Source organism: uncultured Pseudoteredinibacter sp., from assembly GCF_947502065.1.
Classification (GTDB): domain Bacteria; phylum Pseudomonadota; class Gammaproteobacteria; order Pseudomonadales; family Cellvibrionaceae; genus Pseudoteredinibacter.
Genome location: NZ_CANMYE010000002.1, coordinates 581,912 through 596,656, shown reverse-complemented (window position 1 = coordinate 596,656; position 14,745 = coordinate 581,912). Strand labels below are relative to the sequence as shown.

Here is a 14,745-nt window from a genome sequence, read left to right as displayed (position 1 = left end):
TATTGTGCAAGCAGAACACGAAGATATTTTACATAGCGCCTTACTTGCTGCGCAGGCGGGAAAATCTTTGTGTTTGATTTCCGTTATGGAGACCTTTGGCAGCTCGCCAAGGCCGGTAGGGTCACTGTTAGCTGTTGCGAAAAGTGGTGAGTTTTGGGGTTCAGTTTCTGGTGGCTGCATTGAAGAAGAGCTGCTAGAAAGCTTAAAACAAAACTGGCCAGAATCGGCTGAAGTTCGCCTATATGGCGAAAGCGAAGAAGAACGTGCGCGTTTGCAATTGCCCTGCGGTGGTTGCATGCGCTTATACGTGCAGCCGGTGACGGAAAGCTTATTAGCCGATGCCCTTCAGGCTTTAAAGCAACGCCAAACAGTAGCCTTAGTTAGCCAGCTCGATAGCGGGCAATGTGAAATACAAGATTGTGATATCTGGCAAGAGCACCAGTGGGATGGTGAGCGTTGGCTCAATGTTTTAGGTCCGCGTTGGCAGTTGTATATCGTTGGCGCTGGGCCCATTTCGCAATATTTAGTGCAGCTAGCCGAGCTGCTTAATATTCGCTGCGCAGTCATTGATCCGCGCCCTGAGTATGCCGAGCAGTGGCAAGAATCCTGGGCACCTATTTATCGCCAATATCCCGATGATGTATTGGCTGAATTGGGGGTGGATAGCCATAGCTTTATTGCCACAGTAAGTCATGACCCTAAAATCGATGATCTCGCCGTGATGTATGCACTGCGCTCAAAGGCAGCTTATATTGGTGCCATGGGCTCAGTAAGAACCAGCGCCAAGCGTCGCGAACGCCTGCAGGAGCACTTTGGTTTTAGCGACCGCGAGCTGAAAAAGCTAAAAGCCCCCATTGGTTTAGATATTCACAGCAAAACCCCAGCAGAAATTGCGGTATCAATTTTGGCCGATCTTATCGCCGTAAAAAATGCCTAGCTCCATATCCAATTTAAATGAGCGCTTGCAAGTTTGCTTTTTAGCCGCCGGCTTTTCCCGCCGTTTTGGTAGCGCCAAACTACTCGCCCCAATGCCCGATGGCCGCCAATTAATTGAGCACAGCTTGCAGCCATACCTAGAGCTGGGTTTATCTCCTACAGTTTTTTTAAGGGCGGATGATCAAGCGCTTTTAACACAGATAAAGCATCACCCTTTGCCGACTATTTTATTAGAAGATGTGAGCGAAGGCTTATCGGTTTCCGTTCGTGCTGCTGCTGAATACGCTCAAAGTAAAGAGCACTCATTTACGTTATTCGCATTGGCCGATATGCCATATCTTAGGGCTTCAGCTTTGGAAAACTTCTTGGACGCAATAGACTGGCAAGAAAATTCAATCTTCGCACCGTTTAGTCAAGAACAGGGCAGGCTAGGTAATCCAGCAATATTCCACCGTAATTACTTAACTGAGTTTAGTAAGCTGCACGGCGACCAAGGAGCAAGGCCGATACTAAAGACGCATTCAGATAACTTAAGAAAAATAGATAGCCTAGATATCGGCTTCTACAAAGACGTTGATACAAAAGAAGATCTAACAAGTGGCGGCCCAACGGGGTCAGAACCCTAAAGGTTCTGACCCCACTTCGAAGCCATTTTTTCAAAGTGTATTCTTAATAGCTTTTGTTTCTTTCAGGTTTTTATCCGAAACCGTGGAGCGGCATGACCAATTTCCTTGGAGGAAATTTGGGCTTGACCGCAGGTAGAGCGCCATGGATGGCGACGAATCCACGCCGCGAAGTCGAGCGCCCTAGGATGGTTTAAGCGTGTTTCGGATCAAAACCTGAAAGGAATAAAAGCGGATGGAAGCTAATGAGTTGTTTTAAAGCAACTACGCCGCATCCATCAGGCATTGATCTCAGTATTTACTATCAATGAGCATTAGCAACCTGCCCACCATCAAGCACAATCGTATGACCATTCACAAAAGCCGAAGCTCGCGAGCTTAAATAAATCGCCGTGCCCGCAGCATCCTCCGGAGTACCCACACGCCCCGCCGGAACCGAAGCTGCCGCCGCTTGCGCATCGTGATCCAAAATAAAGGCCGTCATCTTGCTTGGGAAAAAACCAGGCGCAATACCGTTAACCAACACATTATCTTTAATCAAACGTGCCGCCATATGAGTGGTTAAATGAATCACTGCCGCCTTACTGGCCGAGTAAGAATAATTTTCCATGTTAGGGTTGGTTAAACCATTAATGGAAGCAATATTAATAATACGGCTACGGTCTTCAGCACTGGCACCCGTTCTCAAAAGAGGCAGCAACTTCTGACTCAAAAAGAAAATAGATTTAGTATTTAAATCCATCACTCGATCCCAGCCTTGCTCAGTAAACTCATCGATAGGCTGTCCCCAAGTCGCACCAGCGTTGTTAACCAATATATCAACTTGCGATTCACGGGCCTGTACTTCAGCAACAAAACTTTCAATACCTTCCATTGTGCTCAGATCAGAGCTGATAGCAATACACTCGCCTTGCTTACTTAACTCGGCAGCAGTGGCTTCCAATTCAGCTTGCTTACGAGCCGTGATATAGGTTCGAGCGCCAGCGGCCACAAAGCCTTGGGCAATCATGGCGCCAATACCACGAGAGCCGCCGGTGACGATAGCGACCTTACCTTGTAAATCAAATAGTGCTTGCATGGTTAACTCCTTAAAGTGTTTTGCCCCATTGTAAGAGCCAAAAGTAATAGCGCAAAGGGTGAATACTGACAGGATGTCGCATATAGATTGTGTGCTGGTGCGCGCTCAAAATGTCTACTGGTGCAATGATTACGAAACTAAGCTCAGCTTTACCTGTGTATCCTGCAAACTGCCGATTCATTCACGTTTATCTGGCACGGATGGGCGTAGCATTGCCAGCCGTCATTGGGGGTAGATTCAAGTCTTTGGCGGTAATGGCCGACAACTAACAATAATGAATAATGCATAAAAGGATGATGCATACCATGATCAGTTCACAGCGCGTCAAAAGGGTTGAAGTAGAAGAGTACCAGGGGATATTGCCACATCTCGTAGTTGTCGCCTTAGGGCACTGCTGTCAGCAGCCTGATAGCGCCATCTTGCGTCTTGCAAGGCAGCAGCCCAATGCTGACGAAGGTATTTATGACTTTGAGTTCTGCATGGATCCACATCAATGTGAGTGCTCTGCTCATGATCAAAAGAAAAACCTTAACAGCTATCGCTTAATGCATCCGCAAACCGCTAGCTATACTTGGGTGGATTTCCCTAAGAATCTCAAGGCTGTCAGAGTAAGTTCGGCTAACAATACATTGTTGGAATACCTTCCTCAGGCTGAAATTGCCCAAGCGATCTAAGTGTATCGGGGCGGCCCGCTAGCCTTTGTAGTTGAATTCGCCTCCAGCCCTCACTATCCTGAACGATTCCGAAAACTATGATGTGGCGTCGTTATGGATAAGCCTCAATTAGAAAAACTGTTATTAGATTCTTTATCAGATAGCCGACTGGATAATCAGGAAAAGCGAGAGCTGCGAGATTTTGTACAGGCCTTGAGTGGGCCAGAGAGAAACTTTGTGCGCAATCGAGCTTTTGATCTGGCCAAAGATGCCATGTCGAAAGACGATGGTAATCCAGCCGCTATTCTTGAATGGCTGCAAAAAGTGGTCAAAGTTTGTAAGCAAGATAGTGGCTTCTATAAGGCCGACCAAGCTTACTTTAGCCCTGGCAATACCTGTCGCCAAGCGATCATTCAGCAGATCAACAGTGCCCGTGAGCAGATCGATATCTGCGTGTTCACGATTTCAGATGACAAAATTAGCGAAGCTATCCTAGCGGCGCATCGCAAAGGTATCGATGTTCGAATTATCAGCGATAATGATAAATCCCACGATATGGGCAGCGATATAGATCGCTTAGAGGCTGCAGGCGTCGAGCTCAGACTAGACGACAGTCCTTACCATATGCACCATAAATTCGCCTTATTCGACCGTCGCTTGCTAATCAATGGCAGCTTTAACTGGACCCGCAGTGCGACCACCAAGAACCAAGAGAACATTGTGCTAACTTACGAACGCGATTTATTACGGCAGTTTTCTGCGCTCTTTGAAGAGCTGTGGCAGGCTTATAAATAATAGCCTGCCTTTTTCAACAGCCTGCTAGAGAGCATTTAGTTGGAATGCTGATCAACAAAATCAACAATAGTCTTAATAAAGCGCTCAGGTTCAAAATAAAAGGCGGCAACATGGGTGCCCCAGGCGCCATGGTCTTCATAAATCCAGTGATCGCTAGCCGGGTCGGCAAAGCTAACATAATTAATTTCCGGCCTTGCTTGGTGCAGGGTTTGGGCGTGTTCTAGGCGGGTTACTGGGTCGCCAACATCTTGCAGTAATAAAGTGGGTAGATTTTGCTTAAGGGCAATATCTAAAGCATTTGCGTGAAAATCGCGCTGCTGCAGGGTACTCCACACAACCATATCGGCCAACCAGTTGGGAATACCGGTGCTGGCTTGAGAGCCTAGCTCTAGGGCATCTTCGGTATGAAGCATCGGATCAAACAAAATTAAGCCGCGGCTGCGTTTATCGATATCAGCTAGGTGGATTACAGCAGCGCCACCCATCGATAATCCAAAGCTAAAAATCGGTAATTGTTCGGGGTTGCGTTGTTCAATCTGGTCGAGTGCGGCGATAAGATCGGGGCGTTCGGCAATGCCCATGCCCAGCTCGCCTAGCTCACTTCTTCCTGAGGTGCCATGGTTACGCATATCAATTGCCAGTAGGGAATAGCCCTCCGTAAGTAGCGCTTTATACATGGCTAGTGAGTTAGGAAAGCGTCCTTCTTTGCTACCATTGGCCCCGTGTACCATCAGTAAAATGGCTTTCGCATCGGTTGCGGGCATCCACCAAGCGTGCAGCTTGATATTCTCGTCTTTGGGCTCGAAGTATAAGTCTTCAAAAGCTAAGCCGATGTCGCCAGGATTTTGCTTGGGTACTTGGTTTTTGGCTTCTAGCATATAACTGGGCAATACCAAGCCGATCAAAATAGCGGCTATTGTGGCAAAAATGGCCAAGCCGACACCAAGCTTTTTCATATAAATTCCTTTGTCTCTATTATTGTTTGTTCATGCAGGTCAATGTATTGTAAAAATAAGCCCCTGTGGGCAATGCCCAGTTTAGGCATAATGACGCTATAAGATTGAAAGCGTTATAAAAGCCACAGCCAATACCAACAATGTTACAACAGTTAGGGCACCATTTTTAAGAGTTGCTCAGCGCCTGATAAGAGAAGAATTGTGAAATTTCAAGTTATTCCCGTTACCCCTTACCAGCAAAACTGCAGTTTACTGTGGTGTGAAAAAACCATGGAGGCTGTCATTGTTGATCCAGGTGGTGATCTTGACCGTATCAAGCAGGCCGTCCAGCAGTTGGGTGTAAAGCTCGTCAAGATTATCAATACCCATGCGCACTTGGATCATGTGGGCGGAGTGGCAGCTTTGGCCGAAGATTTGTCGCTGCCAATCGAAGGGCCGCATTTAGAAGATGATTTTTGGATTCAATCTCTTCCTAATCAGGCGCAAATGATGGGCTTTCCAGAAGCCAATACATTTGTCCCGAATCGTTGGTTGCAGCAAGGCGATGAAATTCAATTTGGCGAAGAATCGCTCGAGGTTCGTCACTGTCCTGGCCATACTCCTGGGCACGTTATCTTCTTTCATCGTGCTTCAAAGTTAGCCATTGTTGGTGATGTACTGTTTCAGGGCTCTATTGGTCGCACAGACTTTCCTCGTGGCGATTTTGATACCTTAGTGAAATCGATTCGTGAACAACTATGGACCTTGGGTGACGATGTCAGTTTTATTCCGGGGCACGGTCCTATGTCCACCTTTGGGCAGGAGCGCAAAACGAACCCTTTTGTTTCCGATAAAAACTTTGGTTAGCAAGAAGAGGCTAAGCAAAAAAGTAAATGCAGCAGTAGCAAAGAAGTAGAGAAAGATATGACAGAGAGAATTTGGTTTTCAGAGCCTGATATAGCAGAGTTTTCTAAAGGGCATAAAGGTACCGCCGTTGAGGCAATGGGTATAGAGATTACTGAAATTGGTGACGATTATATTCGTGGCACAATGCCAGCTGATCATCGTACTTTTCAGCCTTTTGGTTTGATTCATGGCGGCGCTAATGTTGTGTTGGCTGAAACTTTGGGCAGTATTGGTGCTAATTTGGTGATTGATCCAAGTCGTGAGTTTAGCGTTGGCCAAGAGGTCAATGCCAACCATGTGCGCGGCGTGCGAGAAGGCTCAGTGACGGGTACGGCAAAGCTTGCTCACAAAGGAAGAAGCTCCCAGGTGTGGGAGATACACATTGTTGACGATCAGGGGCGGCTGAGCTGCATCTCGCGCTTAACGATGGCAGTTGTTCCCCACAAAAAATAGTACTGCATTGCAAATGGCGGTGTAAGCTAAGCGCCTTATGGTAAGGCGCTAATCGTTTTTGCGTAAAACGGATTCCATCGCTTGGCGAAGTGGCGAGGGTATTTCTACCGCATCGCGAGTCTCTCGATTGATCCATACATGGGTGAAATGCCCTTGAGCTGCAGCTTCATTATCCCCCTCAGAAAATAAGCCTGCTGCATATTGCACTGAGCTGCGTCCAATCTTATTGACGCGCACGCCGATATCAATATTTTGATGTTTCGGCCATCCCAGCTCCTTAAAATAATCGCAGCCAGAATTAACAATGAGCCCAATAATAGGATCGTTTGCCATATCTAAACCACCTTCTTGGTGCAAAAATAGATTGACGGCATTGTCGATAAACTGGCTATGGACATTGTTGTTCAGGTGGCCATAAATGTCATTATCCTGAAATTTAGTACTCATTTGGGTGAACCAATAATAATCACTACGGCTATCGGCTGATGGTTTCATAGTCTGGTCTTTATCGTTCTGTTTAAGCTGAGTAATCTTTAATACTGCGCAGTAGCTTTGATACGGCCGAACGTTCTGCTTCATTTAATTCAGGGCGCCAAATCTCAAAGATAAGCACAACTCTTTCCGAGTCCGAATTGTTCCAAGCTTCGTGCTCCATCGAATCATCAAAGATTATTACCTGGCCCTCTTGCCATGGGCGTGCTTCGTTTCCACAGCGCAATGCCCCACAGTTTTCCGGAATAATAAGCGGTAAGTGGCAAATCAATCGAGTATTTAAAAATCCACAATGCGGTTCAATTCGGGTGTTGGGGCGTAAGCGGGAGAAAAGCACATTGGGAGAACTGTCTGGAATCTTGGCAAAGGGAATCTTTTCCAGTGCTGCAATTGTATTGGGGAAGTGAACCTCAGCGCTATTCTGACGTTCGCCACTTTTCCAAAGATAAAAAGCCCCCCAGTCATCATTGTCCCAGTTTTTACTGTCGCTAAGCGTTGGAACATCTTCACTGCTTTGCAAATAGGGTTCGAAACTTACCCCTTTTTCTAGGGCTGCTTTTAGCTCTTGTTTGATAATGGCTGTTTGTGCCTCTAGCTCTGGTACCCAGTCAAACTGCTCGGTATCAAAAAATTGTATATGGGGAAGCTGAGGAAAAAAGAATTTCGACGGTTGTTGTGGGTAAAACTGCTTTTTTCCCATGCTAATGTCTAAAGCTTCCTGAAAGCGTGCTCCGGTTTCTTCGGCATCGAGCCCAAGCTCATCCATCTGTGCTTGTAAATAATCCAACTGTTCGGCGGCAACACTGTCGTGGTTTGCTTGAGCTCTGGCAACTTGGGCCTGTAGGTCCGGTGCAAGATTGTTGCTTTGCTGGGCTTGAAAAAGAAAGCCCTGGTAAAATTCAGCAGCGGCGTTTTTATCGCCCTGGTGCCATAAATGATCGGCCTTGAAAAGTAAGGCTTGAGGATTTTGTGGCTGAATCTGCAGGGCAGTGTTTACCGCCTCCAGTGCGCCTTGCGGATCTTGCGCGTTACCGCAGGCAAAGGCTAGGCCGAGCCAGATACCGGCATTCGATTGAGCCTGTGGTGCTTTTAATACCGTTTGGAAAAGCTCTTTGGCCTGGGCGGCTTGCCCATTGCGCAGTGCTAAGGAAGCTTGGTTTAGTTGTTCTTGAATGGCTTGCATGGCTTCTATTCTGTGGCAATCAGTAAACGCTTAAGAGTAGAGCCTTGGGCAAAGCGGCACAAGCTTTTTGAGCTTGTGCCGCTCGTGCTTGTCAGTGTTGTTAGTGCGGCTTTAACTCAATGCGAGCGCTAACACTGGTAATCATCACATCGGCGGAGCCACCATTTAGACTCATTTCTAAAGAGCTGCCTGGGCCATACTTAGGGCGCTTGGCCTCGTGATCAGATAGCTTGTTTTTAATACGGCCGCCAGCATGGTTCTGCAGACTAAAGTCCGCCGAAACCTTGGGGTCTAGGCTGAGCGTAATATTCCCACTTACCGAATCGATTCGAATATCGCCATTATCGGCCAGGCGATTTACATTGATGTCCGCTGAAGCATTGGCGACTTGAATGCTGAGCTCTTGTAATTGATCGGCCATTACGGCCAATTCGATATCTGAATTTACCGATTGCAGCTCGATGTATTCGGCTTCAGTGGTGCTATGAATAGGGCCGTTGACAGTTTGGAACTCTAACTGCCCTCTAGAATTTCGATCTTCGATGCCGCCATTGATACTCTGAATTTCAATCTGGCCCTTCAGGTTTTCGGTGCGAATAGTTCCATTAATGGTTTCTAGCTGAACTTCCGAGCTTAATGAACTGGCGGTAATGTTTCCGTTTACGGTTTCAATACTGCTACCGCCATGGACACCGCTGACTTCAAAATTGACCAATACACCCTCACTAAACAATTTGCTGTTTTTGGGGATATGGAAGGTTAGATCGGAGCCCTTAGAGCGATCGCGATAATTGCCTCTTGGCATATCAACTTCAAAGATAATCCGGTTGCCATGGCGCTTGAATTCATAGCCATCGGCTTCATCATCAAGTTCGCCACTGACTTTTACCTGCTCCTTATCCCAACCAATAATTCTAACGTCGCCGCGCAAATTATCGATCAGTACGCGGCCATTCGAAGCCGCATCTAGTGTTTGATCTATGGTTTGGCCAGCAAAACTTGCGCTGGAAAGCAATGCCAGGCCTAGAGTTAACATTGTCTTGTTCATTTTGTTCACCTTAAATTTGCTGCCACTTTGGTGTGTGAACCTTATTAATAAGGTCTAATTGCTGCTGGTATACATTGCCTAACATATGAATTAAAACTGCATTGTCAGGGTCATCTTCCAGAGCGTTTCTTAGGCTCTTGGCGGCCTCCTCCAAGTCATTAAGCTGTTGCTGCCAGTTGCTGACTATGGCCTCTTGACCTTGATATCTCACTAACATCTGCTGCTTTTCTTGTTCGTAGGTATTAACCAGTGCGGCAATACCGCTGTCTATTGTCGGCTCTTGGCTAGGAAGCAGGTCTGGGCCTTTTATTAACAATACTGCGGCCAATACTGAGGCAGCGCTGCTGAATGCAATCTTACTGTTAATGGATAAACCTTTCGGGCTCTTTTGCTGCTCTTGGTTAATGGCCTTTTCGATGCCTGGCCAGAGATCGCGCTTGGGGCTTATCTCTTCGGGGCATTGGCGCTCATCGGCCAAAAGCTCATCTAAACTTTTACTATGCTTCATGGTTCAACCACTCCTGCAATAAATTGCGTGCGCGATGGTATTGGGCGCGGCTAGCGCCTGATGAAATACCGAGCATCTCGGCAATTTCAACATGGCGATACCCTTCCACTCCGTGCAGGGTAAAAACAATTCTCGCTCGCTCTGGTAGCCTGCAAAGTAATTTGTCCAGGCTAGAAAGCTCGATACTGTCTTGCTCCAGGCTTGCGCTCTGGGGTTCTGGCACGGCCTCGTCTTCTTGGCTAAAGACCAGTTTTAGCCAAGATTTATGCTTACGCAGATAATCTAAAGTGGTCCGGCTTGCCAGAGTGTGTAACCAAGTGCTAAATCGACTTTGCTTGTTAAAGCTGTCGAGCTTGCGCCAGGCTTTGATGAAAGCCTCTTGGGTACACTCTTCGGCAGATTCCGAGTTGGCGGTCATGCGCAGGCACAGGGCGTAAACCCGTCTATAGTGCCTTTCGTACAATTGCTTAAATGCCTGACTATCGCCATCGGCGGCCAGATCCACCAAGGAGCTATCTGGGTCTTCGCCAGCGTAGGCTTGTACAACAGCCGACATATGCTCTCCTCGTGAATATGATCGTTGGTTTGTAAATTATGACGTGAGTCGGTCCAAAAACGTTTGTTTGGATTGTATTTTTTAACGATTTCTTGGTTGAGCTCAATAAATGCGCCATAACCCGCGCTCAGCTTATGGTATAGTGCGGCCCAATTTTGCACAGTTTAAAGGTAGTGGATTTACCCATGTCCCAAGCGTTTCCCGAGTTAAAGAATGATCGCTTTTTGCGCGCTCTATTACGTCAGCCTGTAGATCTTACCCCAGTATGGATGATGCGCCAGGCTGGGCGCTACCTGCCGGAGTATAGGGCTACTAGGGCCCAGGCTGGTGATTTCTTGTCGCTTTGTAAAAACACCGAGTTGGCTTGTGAGGTTACCTTGCAGCCACTTCGTCGCTATCAGCTTGATGCTTCTATTCTGTTTTCAGATATCTTAACTGTGCCAGATGCGATGGGCCTAGGCCTTTACTTTGAAGCGGGTGAGGGGCCTAAGTTTAAAAAGCCGCTACGCAGCGCTGCCGATATTGAGAATCTGCCGGTGGTGAATACGGCCCAAGATCTAAGTTATGTGACCGATGCGGTCTCTATGATCCGCCGTGAGCTTAATGGCATGGTGCCATTAATTGGCTTTACAGGCAGCCCTTGGACCTTGGCGACCTATATGATTGAAGGTGGCTCCAGTAAGGATTATCGCCGCACCAAGGCGATGATGTATGACCAGCCTGAATTGTTTCAGATTTTGTTGGACAAGCTGGTCGACTCGATTATCGACTACCTGAATTCGCAGATTAAGGCAGGCGCTCAAGCGGTGCAGATCTTTGACTCATGGGGTGGCGCACTGGCCCATGATGCTTATTTAACCTACTCATTGCGGCCCATGAAGCGCATTATCGATGGCTTGATTAAAGAGCATGATGGCCGTCAAGTACCGGTGATTTTGTTCACTAAAGGTGGCGGCCAGTGGCTTGAGCCTATGGCGGATAGTGGTGCCCAGGCTTTGGGGCTGGATTGGACAACCAATATCGCTGATGCCCGTGCGCGGGTGGGGAGTCAGGTGGCTTTGCAAGGCAATATGGACCCGAGCATTCTCTATGCCTCGCCTGAACGAATCCGACAAGAGGTGGGTACCATCCTTAAGGCCTTTGGCAAGGGTGAAGGGCATATCTTTAATTTGGGGCATGGAATTACCCCAGAAGTCGACCCAGATCACGCTGGAGCCTTTATTTCAGCCGTTCACGAGCTGTCTGCAGACTATCACTAATTGGTTGATTAGACTAAAATACCATCAGGGTAATTGTTTTTAGCTCAGCGATAATCTGGGCTTATAGCGACACGCATTGGTTATTTGATCCCAAGCGGCTTCAAGGAGAGGACATTGGGCTTAAAGCAGGCAAAGGTAGGCGTTAACGATTTGGTGCTGGGTATGTTTGTATCCGGTCTAGATCGCCCGTGGACGCAAACCCCTTTCCCGCTCCAAGGCTTTTACCTTCGTGACCTAGAAGAGATCAACCAGCTTAAACGCTACTGTAAGCATGTCTATATTGATGTGCAAAAAGGTAAGGGGCCGGCTAACCGGCCCAATGCGCTTGCACCAATTCCCCGTAAAAAGTCAGAAGCTCCCGAAAGAAGTCCTAGTAATCAGCCGCTGGATGTAAAAGTGTCGCCTTTAAAGGTGCGTCACAATGTCTATAGCCATTACACCCCTTTGAAGAATGAAGTTGAAGCGGCGCGAGCCTTGAATCAACGAGTTGCCAAGGCAATTTCTGAAATTGACAAAGGCTTGGCAACAGTTGATACCCAGGCCTTGTCCAACACTCGTAAAGTGGCAGGGGAGATGGTCGACAGTGTGCTGCGCAACCCAGATGCTCTAAGTTGGTTAAATCGAGTTCGCGATGCCGATGAGCACAGCTATAGCCATTCTGTTCGAAGTGCAATTTGGGCCATTTTATTTGGTCGCTATATCGGCCTGTCGAAAAAAGATTTGGATGTCCTCGCCTTTGGTGTCTTGCTTAAAGACGTGGGCAAGGTCAAATTAGGCGCCGCCTTGCTGCGCAAAGAAAATCGAAGCGAAGAAGAGGAGCTAGAGTACGAAAAATTTGTACTTTATGGTGTCGAAATTCTTCGCCAAAGTCGACAAGTTGAGCCTCGAGCTATTGCGGTTGTTCACAGCCACTGTGAGCGCATTAATGGCAGCGGTTATCCGCAGCATTTAAAAGGCGACAAAATCCCGGTGTTAGGCCGCATTGCTGGCTTGGTTAGCTTTTACGATGAAATCAGCAACCCGCGCAATAGCAGCAAGGCATTGTCGCCTTCGCGCGCGGTGGCGCGATTGTATGAGTTACGTAATGTCGCTTTCCAAGAAGATTTAACGGTAGAGTTTATTCGCGCGATAGGCTTGTACCCTACCGGCACTTTGGTAGAGCTAAGTAATGGTGAAGTTGCCGTAGTGGTAGAGCAAAACTTTGAGCGTCGCCTTAAGCCTAAGGTAATGCTCGTGCTTGATAAGGATAAGCAGCCCCTTAAAAAGCAAGTTGTGCTTGATTTGGCTAAAAAAGATATTCGTTTGCAAAAGCAGATCGACAAAGGTAAAAAACGTTTACAGGATGTCGATCGAATTGAAATCTCTCACGATCTAGAACCCTCTAGCTACCCGGTGGATATCGCGAAGGTGAGAGATGACTATTTGTTCAGTACTCAACGCAAGGGCATTTTGGGGTTTATAAAACAATCCCTTATAGGTTAAGAAAAGCGGCGCCCAAATTACGCCACTTGATCACTGTGCTTCTCTTACGCTTCTGGGCTGATTTCAGAATTGGTCTGATTTATCTCTTGCCCCATCTCTTGGCCCATAACAGTTGGGCTGCCAGCGCTTAATTCTTCTTGCCAGTTCATTGTGTCTTTGGCAAATAAAACGATCGCTGTAGAGCCTAGTTTAAAGCGGCCCATCTCTTCACCTTTGTCGAGCGTGATGTCATCGATAATTTGGTCGTAATCATGGCGAACAATCTGCTTTAGCTGCGGCGTGATCTGGCCGGCCCATACGGTTTCAATACTGGCGACAATCATAGCGCCAACGAGTACCACCGCCATAGGCCCTATGTCGGTATCAAAAACACAAACTACTCGTTCATTTCGGGCAAATAAACGCGGTACATTTTCAGCGGTAGTTTCATTTACGGAAAATAAATCGCCCGGGACATGAATCATGCTGCGCAGCTTGCCGGCGCGGGGCATGTGAACACGGTGATAATCTTTAGGTGACAAATACACCGTGGCAAATTTTCCATCATTAAACTCAGCGGCCAAATCATTAGCTCCACCTAGCAATTCTAGAGTGCTATAGCTTTGCCCTTTAGCTTGAAAAATACGGCCGTGCTGAATGTCGCCGAGCTGACTGATCGCGCCATCGGCCGGGAAAACAATACTGTTTTCATTGTGGTCAATCGGGCGAGCGTCTTCTTTTAGGGCGCGCGTAAAAAAATCGTTAAAGCTTGCATAAGCGCAAGGGTCTTCTTCGGCAGCTTCGCTCATATCAATATCAAAGCGATCGACAAACCAGCGAGTGAAAGGATCTTTTAACCATTTGCGTTGGCTATTAGCGATCTTACCCATTAGGCGAGAAAGCAAATGCTGGGGCACCAAGTATTGAAAGGCGATAAATAACTTTTCCATGAATAATGTTCACCTATGAAATTTCTGTGTCACTAAGATTGCCCCACTCTGACCAAGAGCCTGGATAGGCTCTGACATCGTAGTCTAATGCCTTAGCGATTAAATACGTTAAGCCTGAGCGGTGGTGGGTTTGGCAATGGGTAATGATAGGGCGGCTGCCGTCGATACCCAGTGCTTTCAAATACTCACGCGCATCAGTACGAATTTTTAGATGTTTCTCTCTGTCCATAAAATCGAGCCAGTTGCCATTGATGGCGCCAGGAATGTGTCCGCCACGCTCGGCAAGCACCTTTTCAGCGCGAAATTCTTCGGGACTGCGGGCATCCCAAATATCGATACTGCCAGGGGCGCCCAATAAAAACTCAATTTCCTTACGGTCAACGCTCGGGGCTTCGCTAATGGTAAATGGGTAGCTAGCGGCTTGCTGCGCTACGGATTCACCAGTCTCAAGTGTGCCTGCAATAGCCTGCCAGGCAGTCAATCCGCCATTAAGGTAGCTGTAGTTGTGAAAGCCAATACAGTCGAGCAGCCAAATAAAACGTCCGGCCCAGCCGCCACCTTCATTGTCGTAGATCAGCAGGTGGCTGTCGGTTTGCAGGCCTAGTTTATCGACAATGCTTTGCAGTTGTTCTTGCTCAGGTAATAATCCCGGTGGCTTACCGCCGCGAGTCGTGGCCTTGGGGTCTATATGGACGGCACCAGGCAGGTGGCCTTTGAGATAACTTTCGCGATCACAAAGATCAACAATAATAAGTTGAGCGGAGGCCTCTTGGGTTTGGAAGTCCTCTGGCTCAACAATTAGGGGCAACAGTGTGGAAGCTCCTAGCATAGCAATTCCTTATTCTTCTCTAATGCGATTTTTGGGCGCGTAGGGGCTATTGTATGCCAAGCTAGAAGCTCGCGCTAACG

General features: G+C 47.5%; 17 protein-coding genes. 8 read left to right on the top strand and 9 right to left on the bottom strand.

Features of this window, described 5'->3' with window-relative positions; all coding sequences use genetic code 11:
* Positions 1-4: 4 nt before the first annotated feature.
* Positions 5-937, top strand: coding sequence for an XdhC/CoxI family protein (locus Q1A41_RS09305; RefSeq protein WP_299977593.1), 933 nt, complete (start codon positions 5-7; stop codon positions 935-937).
* Positions 930-1,562: a nucleotidyltransferase family protein gene (locus Q1A41_RS09300; RefSeq protein WP_299977590.1), complete on the top strand. Its 633-nt coding sequence runs from the start codon at positions 930-932 to the stop codon at positions 1,560-1,562. Before Q1A41_RS09305 ends, Q1A41_RS09300 begins: the two co-directional genes overlap by 8 nt.
* 301 nt (positions 1,563-1,863) lie before the next feature.
* On the opposite strand, the gene Q1A41_RS09295 is transcribed toward Q1A41_RS09300, so the two are convergent.
* A complete protein-coding gene (locus Q1A41_RS09295) occupies positions 1,864-2,637 on the bottom strand; it encodes an SDR family NAD(P)-dependent oxidoreductase (protein WP_299977588.1) in 774 nt (257 codons plus the stop codon).
* Positions 2,638-2,942: 305 nt separating this feature from the next.
* On the opposite strand from Q1A41_RS09295, the gene Q1A41_RS09290 reads away from it, so the two are divergent.
* Both Q1A41_RS09290 and Q1A41_RS09285 read left to right on the top strand, forming a co-directional pair.
* Positions 2,943-3,311 (top strand): hypothetical protein, encoded by a 369-nt coding sequence (locus Q1A41_RS09290; RefSeq protein WP_299977585.1) that lies wholly within the window; start codon positions 2,943-2,945, stop codon positions 3,309-3,311.
* 93 nt (positions 3,312-3,404) lie between these two features.
* Entirely contained in the window at positions 3,405-4,085 is a 681-nt protein-coding gene (locus Q1A41_RS09285; RefSeq protein ID WP_299977582.1) for a phospholipase D-like domain-containing protein, read from the top strand.
* Between the two features lie 35 nt (positions 4,086-4,120).
* Here the strand turns inward: Q1A41_RS09285 and Q1A41_RS09280 are convergent, their stop codons facing one another.
* Entirely contained in the window at positions 4,121-5,041 is a 921-nt protein-coding gene (locus tag Q1A41_RS09280) for an alpha/beta fold hydrolase (protein ID WP_299977578.1), read from the bottom strand.
* Positions 5,042-5,239: 198 nt separating this feature from the next.
* Between Q1A41_RS09280 and Q1A41_RS09275 the strand changes: the two genes are divergently transcribed.
* Positions 5,240-5,887, top strand: coding sequence for an MBL fold metallo-hydrolase (locus tag Q1A41_RS09275; protein ID WP_299977837.1), 648 nt, complete (start codon positions 5,240-5,242; stop codon positions 5,885-5,887).
* A gap of 57 nt (positions 5,888-5,944) precedes the next feature.
* Entirely contained in the window at positions 5,945-6,379 is a 435-nt protein-coding gene (locus Q1A41_RS09270) for a hotdog fold thioesterase (RefSeq protein ID WP_299977575.1), read from the top strand.
* A 48-nt stretch (positions 6,380-6,427) separates the two neighbouring features.
* Here Q1A41_RS09270 and Q1A41_RS09265 read toward each other — a convergent pair whose 3' ends face one another.
* From Q1A41_RS09265 to Q1A41_RS09245, 5 genes are all read right to left on the bottom strand, one after another.
* Positions 6,428-6,874 carry a thioesterase family protein gene (locus tag Q1A41_RS09265; protein ID WP_299977574.1) on the bottom strand — a complete coding sequence of 149 codons (447 nt, stop codon included), beginning with the start codon at positions 6,872-6,874 and terminating at the stop codon, positions 6,428-6,430.
* Between the two features lie 22 nt (positions 6,875-6,896).
* Complete coding sequence (locus Q1A41_RS09260; protein ID WP_299977569.1) at positions 6,897-8,054, bottom strand: aspartyl/asparaginyl beta-hydroxylase domain-containing protein; 1,158 nt, start codon at positions 8,052-8,054, stop codon at positions 6,897-6,899.
* A gap of 100 nt (positions 8,055-8,154) precedes the next feature.
* Complete coding sequence (locus tag Q1A41_RS09255) at positions 8,155-9,102, bottom strand: DUF4097 family beta strand repeat-containing protein (protein WP_299977566.1); 948 nt, start codon at positions 9,100-9,102, stop codon at positions 8,155-8,157.
* A 10-nt stretch (positions 9,103-9,112) separates the two neighbouring features.
* Entirely contained in the window at positions 9,113-9,610 is a 498-nt protein-coding gene (locus tag Q1A41_RS09250) for a tetratricopeptide repeat protein (protein WP_299977563.1), read from the bottom strand.
* Positions 9,600-10,166: an RNA polymerase sigma factor gene (locus tag Q1A41_RS09245; protein WP_299977559.1), complete on the bottom strand. Its 567-nt coding sequence runs from the start codon at positions 10,164-10,166 to the stop codon at positions 9,600-9,602. Before Q1A41_RS09245 ends, Q1A41_RS09250 begins: the two co-directional genes overlap by 11 nt.
* Positions 10,167-10,351: 185 nt before the next feature.
* Here Q1A41_RS09245 and hemE point away from each other — a divergent pair, with 185 nt between their 5' ends.
* Both hemE and Q1A41_RS09235 read left to right on the top strand, forming a co-directional pair.
* Positions 10,352-11,425: a uroporphyrinogen decarboxylase gene (hemE, locus tag Q1A41_RS09240; RefSeq protein ID WP_299977557.1), complete on the top strand. Its 1,074-nt coding sequence runs from the start codon at positions 10,352-10,354 to the stop codon at positions 11,423-11,425.
* 114 nt (positions 11,426-11,539) lie between these two features.
* Positions 11,540-12,907, top strand: a complete 1,368-nt coding sequence (locus tag Q1A41_RS09235; RefSeq protein WP_299977555.1) for an HD-GYP domain-containing protein — start codon at positions 11,540-11,542, stop codon at positions 12,905-12,907.
* Between the two features lie 44 nt (positions 12,908-12,951).
* Here the strand turns inward: Q1A41_RS09235 and asd are convergent, their stop codons facing one another.
* Positions 12,952-13,836: an archaetidylserine decarboxylase gene (gene asd / locus Q1A41_RS09230; RefSeq protein ID WP_299977552.1), complete on the bottom strand. Its 885-nt coding sequence runs from the start codon at positions 13,834-13,836 to the stop codon at positions 12,952-12,954.
* Positions 13,837-13,849: 13 nt separating this feature from the next.
* Positions 13,850-14,665, bottom strand: a complete 816-nt coding sequence (locus Q1A41_RS09225; protein WP_299977549.1) for a rhodanese-like domain-containing protein — start codon at positions 14,663-14,665, stop codon at positions 13,850-13,852.
* Positions 14,666-14,745 lie beyond the last annotated feature (80 nt).

What these genes read in the sequence shown, in the direction of transcription:
- Q1A41_RS09300 (WP_299977590.1), top strand. Translation starts at nt 930, where the DNA reads ATGCCTAGCTCCATATCCAATTTAAATGAGCGCTTGCAAGTTTGCTTT.
- Q1A41_RS09295 (WP_299977588.1), bottom strand. Translation starts at nt 2,637, where the DNA reads ATGCAAGCACTATTTGATTTACAAGGTAAGGTCGCTATCGTCACCGGC.
- Q1A41_RS09290 (WP_299977585.1), top strand. Translation starts at nt 2,943, where the DNA reads ATGATCAGTTCACAGCGCGTCAAAAGGGTTGAAGTAGAAGAGTACCAG.
- Q1A41_RS09285 (WP_299977582.1), top strand. Translation starts at nt 3,405, where the DNA reads ATGGATAAGCCTCAATTAGAAAAACTGTTATTAGATTCTTTATCAGAT.
- Q1A41_RS09280 (WP_299977578.1), bottom strand. Translation starts at nt 5,041, where the DNA reads ATGAAAAAGCTTGGTGTCGGCTTGGCCATTTTTGCCACAATAGCCGCT.
- Q1A41_RS09270 (WP_299977575.1), top strand. Translation starts at nt 5,945, where the DNA reads ATGACAGAGAGAATTTGGTTTTCAGAGCCTGATATAGCAGAGTTTTCT.
- Q1A41_RS09265 (WP_299977574.1), bottom strand. Translation starts at nt 6,874, where the DNA reads ATGAAACCATCAGCCGATAGCCGTAGTGATTATTATTGGTTCACCCAA.
- Q1A41_RS09260 (WP_299977569.1), bottom strand. Translation starts at nt 8,054, where the DNA reads ATGCAAGCCATTCAAGAACAACTAAACCAAGCTTCCTTAGCACTGCGC.
- Q1A41_RS09255 (WP_299977566.1), bottom strand. Translation starts at nt 9,102, where the DNA reads ATGAACAAGACAATGTTAACTCTAGGCCTGGCATTGCTTTCCAGCGCA.
- Q1A41_RS09250 (WP_299977563.1), bottom strand. Translation starts at nt 9,610, where the DNA reads ATGAAGCATAGTAAAAGTTTAGATGAGCTTTTGGCCGATGAGCGCCAA.
- Q1A41_RS09245 (WP_299977559.1), bottom strand. Translation starts at nt 10,166, where the DNA reads ATGTCGGCTGTTGTACAAGCCTACGCTGGCGAAGACCCAGATAGCTCC.
- hemE (WP_299977557.1), top strand. Translation starts at nt 10,352, where the DNA reads ATGTCCCAAGCGTTTCCCGAGTTAAAGAATGATCGCTTTTTGCGCGCT.
- asd (WP_299977552.1), bottom strand. Translation starts at nt 13,836, where the DNA reads ATGGAAAAGTTATTTATCGCCTTTCAATACTTGGTGCCCCAGCATTTG.
- Q1A41_RS09225 (WP_299977549.1), bottom strand. Translation starts at nt 14,665, where the DNA reads ATGCTAGGAGCTTCCACACTGTTGCCCCTAATTGTTGAGCCAGAGGAC.